General features: G+C 44.8%; 17 protein-coding genes. 6 read left to right on the top strand and 11 right to left on the bottom strand.

Annotated elements, in window-relative coordinates; translation table 11 throughout:
- Nucleotides 1–4: 4 nt before the first annotated feature.
- The 3 genes from LVQ76_RS03480 to LVQ76_RS03470 are packed head-to-tail and all read right to left on the bottom strand — an operon-like array spanning nt 5 to nt 3,832.
- Complete coding sequence (locus tag LVQ76_RS03480; RefSeq protein ID WP_232920982.1) at nt 5–1,897, bottom strand: NAD(P)/FAD-dependent oxidoreductase; 1,893 nt, start codon at nt 1,895–1,897, stop codon at nt 5–7.
- A gap of 12 nt (nt 1,898–1,909) precedes the next feature.
- Nucleotides 1,910–2,386 carry an ester cyclase gene (locus LVQ76_RS03475; RefSeq protein WP_232863465.1) on the bottom strand — a complete coding sequence of 159 codons (477 nt, stop codon included), beginning with the start codon at nt 2,384–2,386 and terminating at the stop codon, nt 1,910–1,912.
- A gap of 15 nt (nt 2,387–2,401) precedes the next feature.
- Nucleotides 2,402–3,832 carry a gamma-aminobutyraldehyde dehydrogenase gene (locus LVQ76_RS03470; RefSeq protein ID WP_232863464.1) on the bottom strand — a complete coding sequence of 477 codons (1,431 nt, stop codon included), beginning with the start codon at nt 3,830–3,832 and terminating at the stop codon, nt 2,402–2,404.
- Nucleotides 3,833–4,111: 279 nt separating this feature from the next.
- Between LVQ76_RS03470 and LVQ76_RS03465 the strand changes: the two genes are divergently transcribed.
- Both LVQ76_RS03465 and LVQ76_RS03460 read left to right on the top strand, forming a co-directional pair.
- Entirely contained in the window at nt 4,112–4,837 is a 726-nt protein-coding gene (locus tag LVQ76_RS03465; protein WP_232920981.1) for a FadR/GntR family transcriptional regulator, read from the top strand.
- Nucleotides 4,838–4,861: 24 nt separating this feature from the next.
- Nucleotides 4,862–5,557, top strand: coding sequence for a cache domain-containing protein (locus LVQ76_RS03460; protein WP_232920980.1), 696 nt, complete (start codon nt 4,862–4,864; stop codon nt 5,555–5,557).
- 51 nt (nt 5,558–5,608) lie between these two features.
- On the opposite strand, the gene LVQ76_RS03455 is transcribed toward LVQ76_RS03460, so the two are convergent.
- The 3 genes from LVQ76_RS03455 to puuE all read right to left on the bottom strand — a co-directional run bounded on the left by LVQ76_RS03455 (nt 5,609) and on the right by puuE (nt 10,043).
- Nucleotides 5,609–7,087: an APC family permease gene (locus LVQ76_RS03455; protein ID WP_232920979.1), complete on the bottom strand. Its 1,479-nt coding sequence runs from the start codon at nt 7,085–7,087 to the stop codon at nt 5,609–5,611.
- A 230-nt stretch (nt 7,088–7,317) separates the two neighbouring features.
- On the bottom strand, nt 7,318–8,766 hold the full coding sequence (locus LVQ76_RS03450; protein ID WP_232903921.1) for an NAD-dependent succinate-semialdehyde dehydrogenase: 1,449 nt from the start codon (nt 8,764–8,766) through the stop codon (nt 7,318–7,320).
- Nucleotides 8,767–8,777: 11 nt separating this feature from the next.
- Nucleotides 8,778–10,043, bottom strand: a complete 1,266-nt coding sequence (gene puuE / locus LVQ76_RS03445) for a 4-aminobutyrate transaminase (RefSeq protein WP_232920977.1) — start codon at nt 10,041–10,043, stop codon at nt 8,778–8,780.
- A 110-nt stretch (nt 10,044–10,153) separates the two neighbouring features.
- Between puuE and pdxR the strand changes: the two genes are divergently transcribed.
- On the top strand, nt 10,154–11,635 hold the full coding sequence (pdxR, locus tag LVQ76_RS03440) for a MocR-like pyridoxine biosynthesis transcription factor PdxR (protein WP_232920976.1): 1,482 nt from the start codon (nt 10,154–10,156) through the stop codon (nt 11,633–11,635).
- Here pdxR and LVQ76_RS03435 read toward each other — a convergent pair.
- The 5 genes from LVQ76_RS03435 to LVQ76_RS03415 form a co-directional block, all read right to left on the bottom strand.
- Nucleotides 11,632–12,732, bottom strand: coding sequence for a type 1 fimbrial protein (locus LVQ76_RS03435; RefSeq protein ID WP_232863458.1), 1,101 nt, complete (start codon nt 12,730–12,732; stop codon nt 11,632–11,634). The two genes, pdxR and LVQ76_RS03435, sit on opposite strands and share 4 nt — an antisense overlap.
- Nucleotides 12,733–12,746: 14 nt before the next feature.
- Nucleotides 12,747–13,289, bottom strand: coding sequence for a fimbrial protein (locus tag LVQ76_RS03430; RefSeq protein ID WP_232920975.1), 543 nt, complete (start codon nt 13,287–13,289; stop codon nt 12,747–12,749).
- Nucleotides 13,273–15,807: a fimbria/pilus outer membrane usher protein gene (locus LVQ76_RS03425; RefSeq protein ID WP_232920974.1), complete on the bottom strand. Its 2,535-nt coding sequence runs from the start codon at nt 15,805–15,807 to the stop codon at nt 13,273–13,275. Before LVQ76_RS03425 ends, LVQ76_RS03430 begins: the two co-directional genes overlap by 17 nt.
- A gap of 49 nt (nt 15,808–15,856) precedes the next feature.
- Nucleotides 15,857–16,546 (bottom strand): fimbria/pilus periplasmic chaperone, encoded by a 690-nt coding sequence (locus tag LVQ76_RS03420; protein WP_232863455.1) that lies wholly within the window; start codon nt 16,544–16,546, stop codon nt 15,857–15,859.
- Nucleotides 16,547–16,612: 66 nt separating this feature from the next.
- The gene (locus LVQ76_RS03415) at nt 16,613–17,158 is read right to left on the bottom strand and encodes a fimbrial protein (RefSeq protein ID WP_232863454.1); all 546 of its coding nucleotides are present in this window, start codon (nt 17,156–17,158) and stop codon (nt 16,613–16,615) included.
- Nucleotides 17,159–17,539: 381 nt separating this feature from the next.
- Between LVQ76_RS03415 and LVQ76_RS03410 the strand changes: the two genes are divergently transcribed.
- The 3 genes from LVQ76_RS03410 (at nt 17,540) to zinT (ending at nt 19,795) form a co-directional block, all read left to right on the top strand.
- Nucleotides 17,540–18,181 (top strand): helix-turn-helix domain-containing protein, encoded by a 642-nt coding sequence (locus LVQ76_RS03410; protein ID WP_232863453.1) that lies wholly within the window; start codon nt 17,540–17,542, stop codon nt 18,179–18,181.
- Nucleotides 18,182–18,609: 428 nt separating this feature from the next.
- Nucleotides 18,610–18,861 carry a LuxR C-terminal-related transcriptional regulator gene (locus LVQ76_RS22370; RefSeq protein WP_370640059.1) on the top strand — a complete coding sequence of 84 codons (252 nt, stop codon included), beginning with the start codon at nt 18,610–18,612 and terminating at the stop codon, nt 18,859–18,861.
- Between the two features lie 286 nt (nt 18,862–19,147).
- A complete protein-coding gene (gene zinT / locus LVQ76_RS03405) occupies nt 19,148–19,795 on the top strand; it encodes a metal-binding protein ZinT (protein ID WP_232920973.1) in 648 nt (215 codons plus the stop codon).
- The last annotated feature ends 52 nt before the right edge of the window (nt 19,796–19,847 follow it).

The raw sequence follows: 19,847 nt of genomic DNA, 5'->3' as shown, positions 1-19,847 counted from the left end.
CAGCTCATCCCATCGCCTTGAGTTCATTGACCGCGCGCCACGCCTGGTCAATCGCGGTATGCGCATAGGCATCCCAGTCTGAATCGGAGTTCGCAATCGCAATTCGCCCGATAGGCTTACGCGCCCGCTTAATAATTTCCGGCATCTTATCCATATCATCGAACAACGCGCTGGCGTAATAAGCGTAGCCATGAGCCCAGCGGTTCACGGTTATAGCGGTGATATCCCGTTCATGATCAAATCCGGTTTGCCCCAGCATTTCCTGAAGCTGTTCGCGGATCATCTTTTCATGAGCATCAAAAGTGGTGCCGAGCAAATATGCTCGCCCCTGGCGGAACTGTTCGCGGGCACTCATTTTACTGCCCGGGTATGTGGGTACATAAACCATATGCAGGCACATAGGTTCATCCGGGTTTTGCGGGTGGTGATAACTTCCCATGCTCACCGGATAGTCGAGCTTCACGCGGCTGTAAGGGGCCGCAGGAGAATAGAATTCGTGGATACCGAGTTTGGTGAAAGCATGCCAGTTCTTGACCACCACATTGGTGTATACCAGTGGCGCTTTGACGTTCAGGCGCAAGTCAGCCTTTTGCTCTTCCGGGGTTTCAGGCACCAGATACGGGATCATCATGTTGTAGCCCGCCATGATGGCCTTACGCCCTTTGACGCGATGCGCTTTGCCGTCATTAACGTATGTCACCACCACGCCATCATCGGTATTGGCCGCATTAATTACAATGCTGCTCAGGCGAATGCGGGTGCTGTTCTCTTTATTGTCGAGTTTTTGATAATTCAGCCTGGAGGTGATGGAGTCTTCCATCGTGTTGCCAGGTAGCGCTTCAGGCACCAGGTGCCTGACGATCAAACGAGCCAGGCCGGCATTACCATCCGGTAAATGGTAGACATAAGGCTCTTCCAAATCGGCAAGGGATTCTTCATCGAGAGGAGGCAAGCCCATCTTGTCCATTCCCGGCAATGCGCAAGTGCGCGCATCACCACAACTCACGCCTTCAATACCGATAGCAAAGAAGTCATTGGTGCGTTGCTGGAAATACATGATGGCCATTTTGCTCAGGCCCACTTTTTCCACCAGGAAATCCCGGTAGCTGTGGGTGTCCATCCATTCGGTTTTCTCGTCTACCGACATCCCTTCCAGGTAATCCTGCGGATTAACATACAAATCCAGAATGGCTTTGCGATCGCTCTCACTTAACGGGAAATCATTGATGAATGCCTCAAGGCTACGGCCATTGAGTCTGTCTGGCGGGATATCATCGGCGACTGCGCGCCCAGGATCGCCGCCAACAATTTTGGTTTCACCGAAGTTCTTTTTGTCGAAGAAAACCCCGCGGCTCAGATTTAAGTCCGGGTAAAAATTGACCTCAAAGCTCTGCTTCATGCGCGCTACGCTAACGCCAACCTTAGACATCAGGCCATTTACCACCGGGCTAAAGTTACGCGTTGGCGACTGAAAGGCTTCGCTACCGCCATAACCAATGATTTTTTTGCCGCCGGCGTTAAATTCATTGCGCTTCGCGTGGCCGCCAAAATCATCATGGTTATCAAGCACCAGCACTTTGCTCTCTTTACCCATCAGGTCGTGCCAGAAACTGGCTGCCGCAAGGCCGCTTAACCCGCCGCCGACAATAACCAGATCGTACTCTTCTTCAATTGGAAGATGGTCAGTACTGAATTTTTCATGGTCACGGCCAATGGCGTGCGCCATCTCGAATGAGCCGGGATGGTTGCCGCGTAACCCGGTAAGTTGGGGTGGATAGTAATCCTCCCCGATAACCGCGCGGGCATTACCGGCAGCTTTGGCAAGGTCAAGAGGTGTTAACCCTGCTGCAATAGTGATGGCAACTCCGTTGAGAAAATCACGTCTGGTTATGGACATAAAAGACCTTACTTATTTAGCCTGTGGTTTTAATTCTTCATCCAGCTTCTTAGAGTCGTAGTAATCGCCTTGCCATGTAATCTTGCCATTATTGACGGTGATATAGCTGACGCCTTCAAATTTAATCGGGTTATTGGTTGCCGGGCTGCCAGCCCACTCACCGCTATTTTTGCCGCTAAACTCCCAGCGGAAGGCGATGGTGTCGTGGTCATAGACTGGCTTGCTGGTCATTTTCCATGTCAGGTCCGGTACGGCTTTAATAAAAGCACCTATGACATCTTTTTCCGCGTTTGCCTTGCCGTTAACCGGCGTGCCATTTGCTGCATCGTAATAAACCACGTCTGAGGCTAAATATTGTGCAGCTTTTGCCGAATCATGGGCGTTCCATGCGGACATATAATCTTTAACCACCGTCAACGGGGAAACATCCGCCAACGCCAGATTTGAGAATAGAGCAAAGGAGAGTACGGCAACTTTTATTGCTTTCATTTCATCACCTTAATATTAGGAGTCAGAGGTATCGCACATAATGTGTTTCACACGGGTGTACTCATCGAGCGAGTAGGAAGACAAGTCCTTCCCATAACCGGATTTCTTGAAGCCGCCGTGGGGCATTTCAGCGCACAGCGGTATATGGTTGTTAATCCACACCGTGCCAAAATCGAGACGCATGCTGAAGCGTTGGGCGCGGCCGTGATTACTGGTCCAGACACTGGATGCCAGGCCATATTCCACGTCATTCGCCTTATCCAGCGCCTCTTCTTCTGAGGAGAATTTCTGCACGGTCATCACTGGGCCAAAGACTTCGTGCTGAATCGCCTCGTCGCATTGTTCAAGCCCGGAAATAATCGTCGGTTCGAAATAAAAACCAGGGCCAGCGCCAGGCTTACCGCCGGTTTCGATTTTGGCGTGCGCCGGCAGTCGGCTAATAAAACCTTTAACCTGCTCTAACTGATTGCGGCTGTTCAGTGCGCCGTACAACGCATCCTTATCTTCCGGCACGCCGAATTTGATTTCGCGGGTTTTGCTTACCAGCTTTTCGAGGAATGATTCATAAATGGAATCTTCAATCAGAATGCGCGTCGCCGATGTGCAATCCTGGCCTGCGTTGAAGAAGCCCGCGGTGGTGATAATGTCTACCGCTTTATTAATGTCGGCATCGGCAAAAACGATAACCGGTGCTTTGCCGCCAAGTTCGAGGTGAGCTTTGGTGAGGTTTGCAGCAGCAGATGCCGCTACCTGTAAACCCGCACGTACCGAGCCGGTGATTGAAACCAACGACGCTTCTGTGCTCGATACCACCAGGGAGCCAGTTTCAGCTTTGCCAAGCAGCACGTTAAACGCGCCCTGTGGGAAAATTGGCGCGGCAAGTTCTGCCAGAATTAAGGTGCTGATAGGCGTGGTATCGCTAGGTTTAAGCACCACGGTGTTCCCTGCCGCCAATGCTGGGGCAATTTTCCACACCGCCATCATAAACGGGTAGTTCCACGGCGTGACCTGGCCAACAATCCCTAACGGCTCGCGGCGAATAGTTGAAGTTAAACCGGGGGTATATTCATATGAGGCTTTGCCTTCAAGACATCGCGCCGCACCGGCAAAGAAACGCAGCGCATCGCAGGATGCTGCGATCTCTTCCTTTTCGATAAAGTGGCGTAACTGCCCTGTTTCCTGACTTTGCGCTTGCGCGAGTCGGTCCACATTGTGTTCAATCGCGTCGGCCAGTTTTAACAGTGCCAGCTGTCTTTGGGACGGGGTGGAATGTTTCCAGACGGCAAACGCGCTTTTCGCTGCGCTATAGGCCTGATCTACCTCGCTACGGCCTGCACCTGGCGACAGCGCGTAGGTCTCTCCGTTGACCGGGCTTACCAGCTCAAAGAGGTTATCCTCCGAACCTGCTACATATTGCCCATTGATAAAATGCTTCAGGATGTTCATTACGCTCTCCGCTCGTTAAAACATAAACTATATTATGTAATATGTTTTATGCGACGCGAATTCAATAACATTCTTCTAACAACATGATATACATCCCATTCCGACGTGATATTTTAATGTGCAATTGCGCAGCGTTCATAAAGCGCGATGGAAAGGTTCCAAACGAGCGACATATGTTGCATGTGGACCAGCATCAACACTTAAGCCTTCCTTCATTAACAAGGGGTTGTATGCTATGTTCAGTGAACTATTTAAAGGATTATCTCACCAGGGAAAATTATGATTACTCATGCGGTGATATTCGCGCCAATAGGCCAGGCCAGCCGTTCCGATCAGATAGTTCAGCGTCTTTCAAATGCCATTATTACCGGCTTGCTTGAGGCAAATGAGCAATTACCGAATGAAGCCGACCTCGCAAAAATGATGGGGGTTTCGCACATCACCATCCGTGAAGCGTTAAATACGCTGCGTGCCAACAAATTAATTCACACTGTGCGTGGGCGTAATGGCGGTAGTTTTGTTTGCGAGCAAGTCTGGGAATTCAGTAATACCCTTAATCCATTTAAGACCCTAAGTACCGATTATTTGTCGGATTTAGGTGAAATGCATTGCGCTATTATTAGCCACAGCACACGTCTGGCATCGCGTCGTATGACGAACGCAGATATCACTCGCCTACGTGAATTTGTTGAAGTGCTCAATTTAGCGACATCACCTGAAGCACGCACTCAGGCTGATATGCGTTGTTTGTTAGCCATAGCCGCCTGTTCTCAGTCAGCGCGTCTCGCTAACCAGGAGCTTATTTTGCAGTCCGAATGGTCGTCGCTGGTGGCTATTTTGTTCCGTTCAGAAAATATCCATTGTGAGATTGTTGAGCTATACACCACGTTAATTAATACTCTGTCTTCACACAATGAATCCGAGTCAGTTAACATCGCCAAAAAGCTAATCGATACGTTTACTTTCTATCTGATAGAAAATAAATTGAAATACAGTGCAACCTGACAAACTATAAAAATAGGCATAAATATGCTATTAACAACATCACTCCATGCCCTTACCGAAAAAATTGATAGCATCATTAACTCCACCATTGAATCCACCGGTTTGCTTGCCCGTGACATTGAAACGTCACTGGCAGAAATTGAGGATGTTAATCTGGAGCATTTGCTTGAGCCTTCCGTCAGAAAAACTATTCAGGATCACATAAAAGCGACCTTAAACAGTAATGTTTACTGCTCCGGTGCGGGCTTTGCCAGCCATATCGAAGGCTCAGGAAGTAATAAAGAATTTTGGCTGCTCGAGTGGTGGTATAAGAAAGCTGATGGTGTAAAACAGGTGAATCTTGATTTAGACCAGGCCACGCAACAGCGTCTGGATTTCAGAACCTTTGAGTGGTTTAAGCAAGCTCCCGCTGTCGGTAACGCATTTATTCATGGCCCCTACGTCGACTATATCTGTAATACGTCTTACACCATCACTAGCGCTGTACCGGTTTATTTTAATCAGCAATTCTTAGGTGTAGCTGCAATAGATTTATTGGTCAGCCGCGTTGAGGATGAGTTATTACCTTACGCTGCCGATAATAAAGTCATTCTGACCAACAAAGATAGCAGGATTGTTTTTTCAACGCATCCTCGTTTCCGGGTGGGCGATTTGCTGGATATCAGTGTGGCGAAGATTGTCTTTGAGAATGATTACTTTAATTTGTATCAGGCTAAATAATATAGGGAGGATTAGCGTTTAGCGCTAATCCTCCCTATAAATACGCATGTATTAGTTCTGTTCAGTGCTTAACTTTCGCGCATACTCAATCGCATCATTTTCTGGTGCGTTCGAACGGCCAAACGGCTTAGTGATGAACATGTAAAGCAGTCCTGAGATAATTACAATGGCAAGCCCTACCAATACCGTCCAACGGTCAATAAAGCTTTCACCTGCGGCCGGTTGCGCCAGTAACCAAATACCGCACAGGCCATAGGCTAACGCCAGAACGTTTACGATTAACCCCCATGATCCCACCGTCCACTCACCTGCTGGTTTCCAGCCTTTCAGCCGTTGACGAAGCGCAGCCAGTACGACCATCTGGAATGAAATATAGATTCCAATAACCGCAAAGGCCGTGATACGAGCCAGACTATCCGGCTGGAAGTAGACCCAGACGCAGATAATCACCGGCAATAAACAACTCACAATCATGGCGTTATCCGGCACGCTATGTTTAGAGATTTTGGACATCCACTCGCTACCCGGCAACATCTTATCGCGAGAGAAGGAGAATATCAGACGGCTTAATGCAGCCTGCAGTGACAGAATACAAGAGAGCATGGCGATAATAGCGACCACAATAAAGATGGTTGCACCTGTTTCACCCAGCGCCTGGTTCAGAATTGTTGGGATTGGGTCAGCAATTTTACCGTTCACAATGTTAATCAAGTCCGGGGACGACAGCAGATAACCCAGAATCGAAATCACCGCGGAAATTGCGCCAAAGACAATACTCAGAATCATGGCGATTGGAATCTTCTTACCTGGGTTTTTAACCTCTTCAGCCACGTTACCGCATGCTTCAAAGCCAAAGAACATAAACAAACCCATCAGTGATGCAGACATAAATGCAGTGGTGTAATTACCATCGGATGCCAGAACACCCATCGAGTCAAATACCACCGAGAATGGCTGTGAACGGTGGAATATTAACAGATAGATACCTAACGCAATGACGCTGACTATTTCACACCAGAAGCCAATTTTGGCGACACGGGCTAAATTCTTCGTCCCGGACATATTCACGCCCATCATTATCAGCAGCAGCACGACAGATGTGAGCATCATGTTGCCTGCGCTGGTTGCGTAGTGAAATAAGGACGCAACAAAGGTGGAGGTGTATTCAGCGATAGAAGTAATGGTGACGACTAAAGCCCACAGGTAAATCCAGGCTGCAATCCAAGCATATTTTTTCCCCCATAACCTTCTTGCCCATGGGTACAAACCACCAGTAATTGGATATTGGGATGCAACTTCACCGAATACCAGCGCCACCAGCAGCTGGCCACAGGCAACGATAAGAATCCACCAGATTGCCGGTGGCCCGGCAAGCGTTACCGCCAGCGCAAACAGTGAGTAAACCGCTGTCAGTGGTGATAGGTAGGTAAATCCCAGCGCGAAGTTAGACATCAGCCCTATCGAGCGGTTGAATTGCTCGCCTTTAACTGGCTGATGTTGCAGATTTTCTTTGTCTGTCGTCTGATCCATATCTTTTCTCTTTATGTGGCATAAGGGCAGGCAGTGTTCATATTTTATAAAACATAATATGTTATATGTATACGTCTAATGTCACATAATTGTTAAGATCGTGAGCATGATTGCAACATTCGCAGATGGGCAGTTTTTTGGGGCTATCTGGGGTGAACAGCTCAGAGAAAAAGTCGGATGTCGCTTGCGCTAATCCGACCTACGGTGCTGCGGAGCGAGGTATGAAGGGTTTAGAGTTTCACGCAGACATATTTCATTTCTAAGTACTCATCAATACCAAAGCGGGAACCCTCACGGCCGAGACCCGATTGTTTAATCCCGCCAAATGGCGCCACTTCATTGGAAATCAACCCGGTATTCACTCCCACCATGCCATATTCCAGTGCTTCCGGAATTTGCCACTGGCGTTTCGCATCACGGGTAAAGATATAAGCAGCCAGGCCAAATTCCGTGTCATTGGCGTAATTCACTGCTTCATCATCAGTTTCAAATTTAAATAGCGGAGCAACCGGGCCGAATGTCTCTTCTCTGGCAAAACGCATCTCTTGCGTGACATTGGCCACGACCGTTGGCGAGAAGAAATTCCCACCTGATGTATGTTTTTGCCCGCCCGTTAACACCGTGGCCCCTTTATCCAGAGCATCGCGAATATGAAGCTCAACCTTCTCAATCGCTTTAGCATTAATCAGTGGCCCCTGAGTGACCCCGTCATCCATGCCGTTACCGACTTTCAGAGCCTCAACCGCTTTGACTAGCTCAACACTCAGCGCCTGATAAATTCCGCTCTGAACGTAGATGCGGTTAGCGCAAACACAGGTCTGGCCGCTATTGCGGAACTTGGACGCCATGATGCCTTTAACGGCAAGATCGATATCAGCATCATCGAAAATGATAACCGGCGCGTTCCCACCCAGTTCCAGCGACAATTTCTTAATCGTTGGTGCACATTGCGCCATCAATAAGCGCCCTGTCTCGGTTGAGCCCGTGAAGCTGAGTTTACGAACCGTAGCATTGCGACAAAGCTCGCCACCAATCTCTTTTGCATCACCAGTGATGACCTGCAACAACCCCGCAGGAAGCCCTGCTGTTTCAGCCAGTTTTGCCAGTGCCAGTGCGGTTAACGGTGTTTGCTCGGCCGGTTTGACGATAATGGCACAACCCGCAGCTAATGCCGGAGCTACTTTGCGGGTAATCATCGCCGCCGGGAAGTTCCATGGCGTAATGGCTGCACAAACGCCAATCGGCTGTTTGGAGACGATAAAACGCTGATCGGCACTGGTAGGTTGCAACAAGACGCCATCCACCCTTTTCGCTTCTTCAGCAAACCAGGTAATAAACGAAGCCGCATAGTTAATTTCACCCCGCGCTTCAGCAAGCGGTTTGCCACCTTCGAGGGTAATCAATCGGGCTAGATCTTCGCTATTTTCGTGAATCAGGCTCACCCAACTGTGCAGGATTTTGGCCCGACTTGCCGCAGTCTGTTTTTTCCACTCTTTTTGCGCGACTTCAGCCGCAGTAATTGCCTGTACTGTCTCGGCCTGCCCCATAAAAGGAACCTCAGCGATTTTCTCGCCTGTCGCAGCATTCAAAACTGGGGCTGTTTTACCAGACAGTGCATTACTCCACTCACCATCAAGCGGACAGGTAGTTAGCAGCAAGTCTGCATTGTTTAATTCAATCATCTGTAGTCTCACAATTGCGTCGCGTTCTTAATAATATTTAATGCCTGGTCAAACTGAGCATCCGGAATAGTCAGCGGATAGAGGAAACGAATTACGTTGCCATTTTGGCCGCAGGTCAGTAGCAATAACCCCTGCTCTAATGCTCGTTGTTGAATCTGCTGGGCAATAGCGGCAGATGGCTCACCTGTTGATGGGTCATAAAACTCAGCGGCGATCATCGAACCCAACCCGCGAATTTCAGCTAATGCTGGGCAACTCTCTTTAATATCAAGCAGCGTTTTTGTCAGCCGCTCACCTAATGTGTCTGCACGTTGGCACAGTTTTTCTTCCTCAATCACATCCAGCACCGCATGAGCCGAAGCAACCGCAAGAGGGTTACCTGCGTAAGTTCCCCCCAGACCACCAGGTGCTGGTGCATCCATGATTTCCGCTCTACCCACCACACCTGATAGTGGCATGCCACCTGCCAGACTTTTCGCCATGGTCATGAGATCGGCTTGATGCGCGTAATGGTCCATGGCAAACATTTTACCGGTACGGGCAAATCCGCTTTGCACTTCATCGGCAATCATCACGATGCCGTGGGTATTACAAATCTGGCGAATCGCAGCCACAAATTCAGGCGGTGCTACATTAAAACCACCTTCGCCCTGTACTGGCTCAAAGATAATCGCGGCTACCTGCGTAGCTTCGATATCGGACTTGAACAGTCGCTCAATGGCCTTCACCGCATCATCAGTTGAAGTACCGTTCAGCTGCGACGGATACGGCACGTGATAAATGGAGCCAGGGAATGGCCCGAAGCCGATTTTATAGGGAGCCACTTTGCCGGTTAACGCCATTGTCATATAAGTACGACCGTGGAACCCACCGCTAAAGGCTATCACGCCTGGGCGGCCAGTATGGGCACGGGCGATTTTTACGGCGTTCTCAACAGCTTCAGCGCCGGTGGTGAAAAATGTCGTTTTCTTAGGCCCAAAAATCGGAGCCACTTTGTTAATTTTTTCCGCCAGTGACACATAACTTTCGTATGGGACAATCTGATAAGCGGTATGTGTAAATGAATGGAGTTGCTGCTCAATAGCCTGTACCAGGCGTGGGTGACGATGGCCGGTGTTCAACACGGCGATGCCCGCAGCAAAATCGATATATTGTTTCCCTTCTACATCCGTGATGGTGCTATTTTCTGCCGTCTGGGCAAAGAAATTACACATCACACCTACCCCACGCGGAGTAGCAGCCAGACGACGTTGATGGAGTTCGTTATTGCTCATTTTTTTATCCCTCGCACACAAAACAGATTTACAGGTTGAATTACGAGATCCATTTAGACAGTATCTGGTACCTGAATCGAGTGCCAAATCGTTTTATTATTAGGATCCAAATGCGTTCACTTGCCGTAGATGTGATTAAGCAGGCATTTAGCCAGACACCTGCCGAGAAACTTCATAAGAAACTTTATGTTGCGATATGTAATTGCATTCTCGAGGGGAGTCTACGCCCGGCCACACGGATGCCTCCTTCGCGCGATTTGGCCAGCGAATTGGTGCTGTCGCGTAATACGGTTTTGCGGGTCTACGAGCAGTTGCAGGCTGAAGGCTATATCTCGACGCGCACCAGCAGCGGCACGTTTGTCACCGAAAGTGTGCTTGATAACCTCAACACACAAGTTGCGAAAACACTCCAGACCTCCCAGCCTGAAGACCGCTCGAGCCTGTCGCTACGCGGCCTTGAACTGCTTGAGAACGCCAGTGCCAGCCCTGCACAATGGGGGGACTTTATTCCCGGCGTGCCTGATGTAAACAGCTTCCCGCATCGGACTTTTAAGAAGATTTATGATCGTATTTCCCGGCGCTTAAACCCCGAATATCTCACTTATGATGCGGTAGGTGGGCTGGAGGATTTAAAGGCTGCGCTATCAGATTATCTACGTACCGCGCGCGGTGTGAAATGCTCAACCGATCAAATATTGATAACCGAAGGTATTCATCAGGCGCTGGATTTAGTCACTCGTACGTTGTGTAACCCTGGTGACCATGCCTGGATTGAAGAACCCGGTTATTGGGGAATTAAAAATATCTTACGCATGAACGCCGTGAGTATTTCAGCACTTGAAGTCGATGACCAGGGGCTGGTTCCGCAAGCATTGCCGGTTGAAAAGCCGAAATTGATTTTCGTAACCCCTTCGCATCAATATCCGCTGGGTTCAGTAATGAGTTTACCGCGCCGTCAGTTATTACTTTCCCAGGCTCGGGAGTTCCACAGCTGGATTGTAGAAGATGATTATGACAGCGAGTTTCGTTTCTCAGGCCAGCCCATTCCTTCACTTCAGGGGCTTGAAGAAGATAGCCCGGTTATTTACATCGGCACCTTCAGTAAAACGCTGTATCCCGCGCTACGACTGGGTTACGTGGTGCTTCCTAAACCCTTAGCCGCCCCGTTGAAAAAGGTGCATAACGAGCTATACCGTAGTGGCCATCAGGTCATTCAGGCAGCCCTTGCTGAATTTATCAAAGAAGGATATTACGCCGCGCACATTCGCAAAATGCGCCAGTTATATAGCAAACGTCGTAACCAACTGGTTGAGTTAATTAAGCAGCATCTAGGTGAAGAGTATCTGGGCTATTTCAACAGCAATGCCGGGCTGCATCTGATTATTCAACTTCCGCCTGACGCAGATGATATGCAGATTGCAAAACAGGCGAATGCAGAAGGCATTTTAGTCAGGCCGTTATCGCGTTATTACTTTAATCAACAGAAATCCAAAGGGTTATTAGTTGGATTTGCCAGTATCAAAGATAGCGATATGCTCCCGTCATTTGTACACCTCGCGAACATTATCAAGCAAAAAATTATAATAGATTAGTTATAGGTTAAGGTTAGTGTCGCTGTAGCATTCGCTTTACCAGGTTTTACCACCGCTGCGGTTTTGTAATATACCGCGCTAAAGGTTAATTTTTCCTGCGCAGTAGCTCCACCGGCGGTAACCTTTCCACTACTTCGAGTTGATGTGATGAGTGAGATGGGGGTGTTCAACTGTAAACCATTAGAGCCACTATTGTACTGGCTGGTTTTTAAACCCAACTGCACTCCAACACCGCTGGCAACACCTTCATCCCCAGCCCCGGTAAGCGCTATCACCGTATGATTTACATCATCTTCTTTAGATTCAGCCGCTGTGACAGATAAAGACACATTCGTTCCCGGTTCACAACTCAGATTGACATCCTGTGTGGGTACCGAACCTACCTTAGTTTGCCCATCAAATTGACCCAAGTCGACTTTGCCAAAAGGAAAGCTTATTGCGGAGACATCTGCTGAACATCCCACAGCTTTAATAATCACATCTGCATTGGAAAGGGCCAAGTCTGAAGCAACGACACCAGCAGCACTGCGAGAAGCACTTTCCCGAAATTCAACTTGTGCAACAGGACTCCCAAAAGTTAACGTTCCGGCAGAAATCGGGGCTCCTGTTGCGACAAGCCAGATCATATAGGAGGACCCTCTTAACGTATGGTCACCTCTAGATCCAGATCCATCACGCCAACTGTTATCTACTGTCATCTGTCCATCATAAGGACCCGCCTGGTTATATACCAGGACCTGGACACCTATCCCTTCGATATTTGTTGGCATAACATCGCTATATGTCGCCCCTTCAACCTGGGGGGAATTATTGTAAAAAAAGCCAACTTTATAACCGCTACCACAGTTAGCTATAGTTAGTTGTGGATTGTTACCTTCATGTACGCCGGAAGTATAAAGGACCTCACCAGATACATATTGCCGACTTTCAATAACTATCTCCTCAGGGAGACTAACCATTGATCTTGAAATACTATTGTCAGCAAAAAGACCTCCATTACGTGTACATGTTGCATAGCAATTATGAGAAACAAATGTTCCGCACATTAAAAAAATAACCGCTGTGGTTTTTAGTATTTTATTAAACACATTTTTCATAGGGGATGCCGAAATTATTGATAAGTAAAACCTAGGGTTACTGTTGATTTAAAATCACCCGCGGTAGGTGTACCATGAGGTGAATATAAACGCGATGCAAATTTGAATGTGCCAGTACCCGTCTCAGTATTTATGGGAAAGTTATAGTTGACTCCACTTGCCAGATTAGTAATGGGTTTTCCATCTAAGTTAAATAGTTGAAGACCTATATCCTGGCTACCATCAACAATATCATTTGCATAAATAACACTCGAGAAACTTGGGTCTGCTGAATAAGGTGTCCCAGAAAATGTAACCGTCGCTAATGATGCCTGATCTGAACAACCACTAAGGTTAATGTCAACAGTAATTAACCCACTGCTCGCTCCGGGACTTGATAGATCAGAGCGTGAAAATTGGCCTAGCTCTACAGTATCAGCCACGGCTACATTACAAGACGGTGCAACAATCTCACCTGTTATATCAATATTTATTTGATCAGAGCTCTTTAATGCAGAAGCATTAGAGGCGACAAATAATAAAATGCATGCGCAGAGTATATTAATTACATTGTTCATGAAGAATTTCCACACCTGATTCGCTTTTCTTTTCTGGCAAATGATAATTCACAGTACATTGTTCATCATTGCCCTCCCCCCAAACAACTAGTAATTTTCCTGCTTCATCAAGTCCGGTAAAGTAAACTTTTTGTTCATCACCAACGATACTACTATGGCGTTTTTCAATGTCAGCAACACTATTCGTCACCGTTGCACCAAATGGTATAGGCTTCCCTTGAGAGCGAGATAATGTTATTAATGCACGATAACCAAGGTTAGCATTATATTTTGCAACAACAACAGCCCCGCGTGTAGGAATAACATTTTTGCTAGTTTCCTCCAATTCCAGATTATTGTCTTCAAGGTTGTCAGTGGAAAGTGAGATGCTATTCTTTCTATAAGGACTTGCATATGGTACAACCGCAAAGCCTTTATTATCAGTTTTAATACCAGCCTGGTTACTTAGTGGTATACCTTCAGCGCCCGATGTATTAACCAAAACGACAGTATCATTATAAGGTTGAGATAAGGTTATTCCTTCAGAATGAATTAATATCCCACCCTGCACACCATAATTGAGACGATTAACATTTGCATCGTAGGCATAGCCGCCAGTAAGTTGGGCATTTTGCCCCTTATAATTAGCACTTACCCCGCCATTGGTTTTTTTATTAGTCTCTGAATAACCTTCCTGAACATTCCAGTTAAGTGTACGATCATCAAATGCTGTACCATTCATGCCAATATTATGAGTGGCAGGCCCATTTTTACTGGTATTCAGACTATAAGTAGCTGTAGCCGATGGCAGGAATTTATCTAGCGGCACGCTGATATTAAATGAAAATTGTTGATCGTTTTCATCATGCTCACCTTCGCTGTTTTCAGCGCTAATATTATAAGAATAATTCAAACCATAACTAATCCCATTACCACTATTGTTATAGCTTAAGCTAACAGAGGATTCTTTTTTATTATTCCAATAAGATTCATGGACCAAATTGGCAGATAATGAACCATAAATAATATCTTGCGCAATGGAGAGTTCCGTTCTGTTTTTACGCCTTTTGTTGTCATCAGAATCATCATAATTATAACTCTGCAACGTATCCTGCAATGAATAGTAGCCGGAAGTAGAGTATCTATAACCGGCAATGGTGACATTGGTTCCTGTCTTAAGCATATTTTTGCTATAGCGTAAACGTAGAGACTGACCACTCTCTTTCTGAGTCGTTTCATTCTTTTGGTTTCCACTATTTATCGTCGACCATGCTTGAGTGACGTCAGTAGATATAGCACCAAAGTCACCTAAGTTTACACCCAGCCCCAGAGAAGCAGAGTGAAAATCAATATCTGTGGCCTCAATTCCGCTATAAACAGTAAAACCCTGCGGCAAGCCATAAATGGCCGTTAATTCAGCAAAACTTGCATCTTTACTACCACCTGTTCGCGTATTACCCATCGTCGTTGAATATTTGAAGTGACCTTCACGCTGCAGAATGGGCAATGATGCGTAGGCGACAGTGAAATGTTGCTCACTACCATCGGATTCCTTAATGGTGACAGACATGTCCCCAGCCCCACCCGTTGGAAACATATCGTTGATTTCAAAAGGCCCTGGAGCGACTGAAGTTTTATAAATACTGTACCCGTTCTGGTAAACAGTCACTTCAGCGTTAGTTCTGGCGATTCCGCGGATGACAGGGGCATATCCCTTCAGGCTGTCAGGTGTCATATCTTCATCTGAAGATAGCTGTGCCCCCATAAATGCCATACTGTCAAAAATATCACCAGATGTGCTACTGTCACCCGCCGTAAATTGTGCACGCAACGGTTTAATGTCTCTCGATATATAACTATTTACAGAATCCCATTCGTTTTCACCATTAGTGTCATGGCTCCATGTTGAATAGTTCCTGAAGCGCCAAGGACCAATATTAACCCCGGGATGAAAATTACCATATTGGCTATTAACCGTATCGTGGCTACCTTGTCGATTTTTCGTAGTCATTCCATTTAGACTATAATTGAACAACAAGGCATTAATCCCTTCATCCCATTTCTCAGGTGAAATATAACCGCGCCCCATTGATTCCAGTGCAACCTGAGGGATGCTGACATTTAATCTTTGCTTATTAAAATCCAGTATAGAAGTTGCTTGAGGAATTGCCGAAAAATCAGCGCAATGATCTGAGTTAACGCTAATTTTTGGATATTCCTCAATCTTCACCCCCCATGATTTTAACTGCTGAGAGGTAAAACATGCTTGTAACATAGTTGATCCTCTAGCATCCTTGCTAGAGATAAATGTAATGTCTTGCGTATCAACTTGCTCATTATTAATAAAAACATCAAGTCGATAAGTACCCGGTGCTTGCTCGCCTTTCTCAAACGCTGAAAGATCCACGGAAGATATTTTAGACTCTGTCATTTCAAGTAACGCAGGGTTGAATCGTTCTTCAGCAATTACATGACCAACAGGTAATAAGGCTGATGCCAATACACAAGATACAACGGAATAATTATATTTATAACTCATAGCATTCCATTAGACCTCATATTGCTTTGCAAAAAATATACTGCACTTATCAAATATTGGATTTATGCTCAGGGCCAGCCATACCAAAATCGTTGTAGATTCTCCAGGTAATCCCTCCTGAATTTACTCCTTTTGGTACTGTATAACTGGCTGTTTCCCCGGGCGCAACAAAAGTCGTTGAAGATATACTTTTGCCATTTATTTTCACTTCTGCAAAGTTCATATAATATTTAGTTGGGTTGCGGACAGAAAGAATATCCCCTGTTAATTTCCAACTAAGCTGTCCCGTAACGTTTTCAGGTGAAGTCCCCTTTAACACTCTAGGGCGATAAATAAGTTTAATACGATTATTAACTGCTATTTGCACACTATTATTTGGTTGTTCTCCCGTGGTCGCCGGAATACCTTTTACATTTAACCAATACATACTTTCTTTATCTTCTGGCAATGCCAATCCTGAGCGTACAATACGCAGAACATTTTTTTCACCAACATTAAGACGAAATAGTGGCGGCGTGATAATAATTGCATCCGTTGATGGGCCATTTTTATCTATTGGACTAATCCAAGACTGAACCAAATTTGCAACATTATCTTTATTCGTAATAGAAAGTGAAGTCTCTTTTTTACTGCCATCATAAACTACTCGTGTCCCACCAACCGTAACACTGGCTTGCACACCACCGGTGAAAATAGCTAATAGAAGAAAATAAAATGAGATGCGTTCTTTAAAATTCATACTTATTACTCATTAAATTTACCAGGTGCTGTATTAAAATATTTCAGAACCTGGTAGGGAATATATTTATTCGTAGCTCACATTATAGGTCACAGCTGTAGAAACATTACCCTTGGTTGCCCCAAGTGCCGTGGCAACTAAGCTGGCAACATAATTATAAGTTTGATCTCCACCTGCTGGGTTAATATTGATTACAGTATTGCCATCATTATTAATAATTGCAGTTCCTGCTGGATCTTTTATCAAGATGCCAACATTGTCTGCTGCCGCAGCATCTGTCAGGTCATTTTTAAAATAAGTATTATCTCCCTCTGTCGTGCCACTAAATTTGATGTATGCCTTAGTTGGCACTCCTGCAGCAGCAGCAGGGCAAGCTGTTAAAGCAATAGGAAATGTTTTTGGTGCACCTGTTTGTCCGGCAACTGCAAGATCGGTAACGGGTGTTTCACCTAAATCAAGCGTAGCTGTACCATCATTAACTACTACTGTACAAGCTGTATCAATTACTTTTCCTGTAAAAGTAATTTTATTATCCGCGCACGCAATGTTTGCTGTAAGCAAAGCGATGCTAAATACACTTAAGTTCAGAATATTTAAAGATTTATTGTTCATACACACTCCGAAATTTTGATAAAAGCACTGGGTTAAATGAATATTAAAAGAGATTTCAGCAATTCCTTTGCAATAAGGGCAAAATCCGAAAATGGAATTCGTCTACCTGGCAATATGGACTTGAATTATATATTGCTTCGGGGAACTTTTTTTCGCAATTGAGTGAAATCTCAACACGCATCTTACAAGGATGCTTCCGGTACACAACTGGGGTGCACGCCTCTTATTGGATTTTAAATCCAATATCGGACTAAAAATCCAACTTAGCACTTCAGAAATTTTTTCTTACGCTGTAAAATCACTATATATATTAAATTAACTATACGTTATATTTATCGATGCGCAGATCACTGCTGAGACAACTAACTTAGTGAGAATTTTATGGACAAAATGGTTGATAATCTACTGGATGTAGAAACGCAATATACCGCTGCTGTAGAAAAAATTTTTACCGCCATGAACGATATTGGCAAGAAGCATACTTACAAAAAGAATGAAATTTTTTTCGATTTTAAATGTGACGAGCAAAATATATTACTAATAGAATCAGGAACCTTTGCATTTTATCGCCAGCCTGATCGCCTCCTAATCCAAGAGACTTCGGCCCCAGCAATATTTGGCCTGGTAATGGTTCCGCATAAACCTGATATTATAATTTCCGCACATAGTAAGTTAAGTGTAAGGAGTGTTCCAAGAGAGTCAGCGTTGAGAATTATTGAACAGGAAGGAATGTGGTATGAAGTAGCGATTGTACTTGGGAGGATAATCAAAGTTTATGTTGAGCGTGATATTAACCTAATAGCCCGAGATGCATATCACATTGTAAAACATCACTTAAATTTATTAAAATTATTACCGGTTGAAGAGCGTTACTCCACTACGGCAGTGAAATTTATTACAAGCCGCAGTATGCTTTCTCGCAGTAGGGTAATGGATATTCTTAAGAAACTCAATGACGGTGAATACATTATAATTAAAAATGGAATACTGAATAAGATAAACTTCCTACCAGATAAATTTTAGAAACACTTAATTAAAACAATTAGTTATGGCATCATTTAAAAATTAAAATAGAACCCCTATCTCCAATTTGACCGATACTTTTAGGTCTGAATTTTTAAACCATCAATTTATAAGTAATTATGTCACTTATGATAAGTATTCCTATAATATATTTTCACCCACCAACATTTAAAAGAGAAATGCAACGAATTTTATCACATGGAGCAATGACAATTTTTTGATACAGTTGTACGTAATATTTTTTACTCGATAGTCAGTAAATTCATTGACAACCTAAAACAATTGACTTTAATTACTTATCAAGAATAAACCCCCATTTTAACTTCGGTCAGATAAGCGACATTATTTTTATGACAAACAACCTGGAAGTTAAAAAACATTTTTGACAAAAAAAATGAATACGTTATCTCTCTACTTTTTTTCAATTCATGTGTGGAAGCGAAATACAACGTGTGTATAACACACAAATAGCCTTAATTAATATAATAAAGGTAAAAGTAATCGAGCGAATTATTCAACTTTTTAAAAGACTGCTATTAACACCGATGGAGAGTTACGTTTTTAGCTTATTACTCCAGGAAAAAGACTTATGTTATATCGCGGAGATGTCGACGCTATCTGTGAAAACCATTAATGCCCATAAACGTCCCATAATGAAAAAAGTACACGTTAAAAAATAGTTAAACTCGTTGAAAAGATAGTTTTCAAACCTAAGCCAGACAATCTACTGCTTGAGTTATCGCGCGAAAAGCTGGATTTAGTACGCAGTAATGACACCAGAAATGCAGAGGTTAAGCCGATGTTTGATTCTGTTTATGATACAGATTCCAGAAGAAAACCTGATAAAACAGGCCGATTTTTACTGACGCTTCTACAGATATCCCGGGTTATTCAACCTCTCTATTGCACCTCAACATTAAAATGTTATAACATAACAATACATTTGTGCTTACAATCGGTATTTTTATGAAATCATCTCTCCCCGCTATGCTTCTCAGCCTGGGCATTCTACTCAGTAGTGGTAACACACTCGCGCATGGTCATTCGCATGGAACGTCTTTAACCGAGACGGAAAAGAAAGCCAGCGAAGGCGTGTTTGAAAATACACAGGTGAAGGATCGCGCACTAAGCGATTGGGATGGGGTATGGCAATCAGTCAATCCTTATCTGTTAAACGGCGACTTAGATGTGGTGATGGAGAAAAAAGCGCGCAACAATAGCAGCAAAACTGCGGCGCAATATAAAGAGTATTATAAGAAAGGCTATGCCACTGATATTGATATGATTGGCATCGAGAATAACGTCATAGAATTCCATCGCGGTGACACGGTAAATTCCTGCCAGTACACTTACGCCGGTTATAAAATACTGACTTACACTTCAGGGAAAAAAGGCGTGCGCTATCTGTTTGAATGCCAAGACAGTCAATCAAAAGCACCTAAATACGTGCAGTTTAGCGACCATATTATCTCCCCACGTAAATCCGAACATTTCCATATATTCATGGGGAATGATTCACAGCAATCCTTACTCAATGAGATGGATAACTGGCCGACGTTTTACCAATACAATTTGTCTAAAGAGCAAGTTGTCCATGAGATGCTTGAGCACTGATTGCTTGTCAATTTCACACCACCACGCATATTGATTTACCTGCGGCCATCAT

Source organism: Buttiauxella cochleicola, assembly GCF_021283185.1.
Taxonomy (GTDB): domain Bacteria; phylum Pseudomonadota; class Gammaproteobacteria; order Enterobacterales; family Enterobacteriaceae; genus Buttiauxella; species Buttiauxella massiliensis.
Note: the sequence above shows the minus strand (reverse complement) of the source record. Positions and strands in the feature narration are given on the sequence as shown.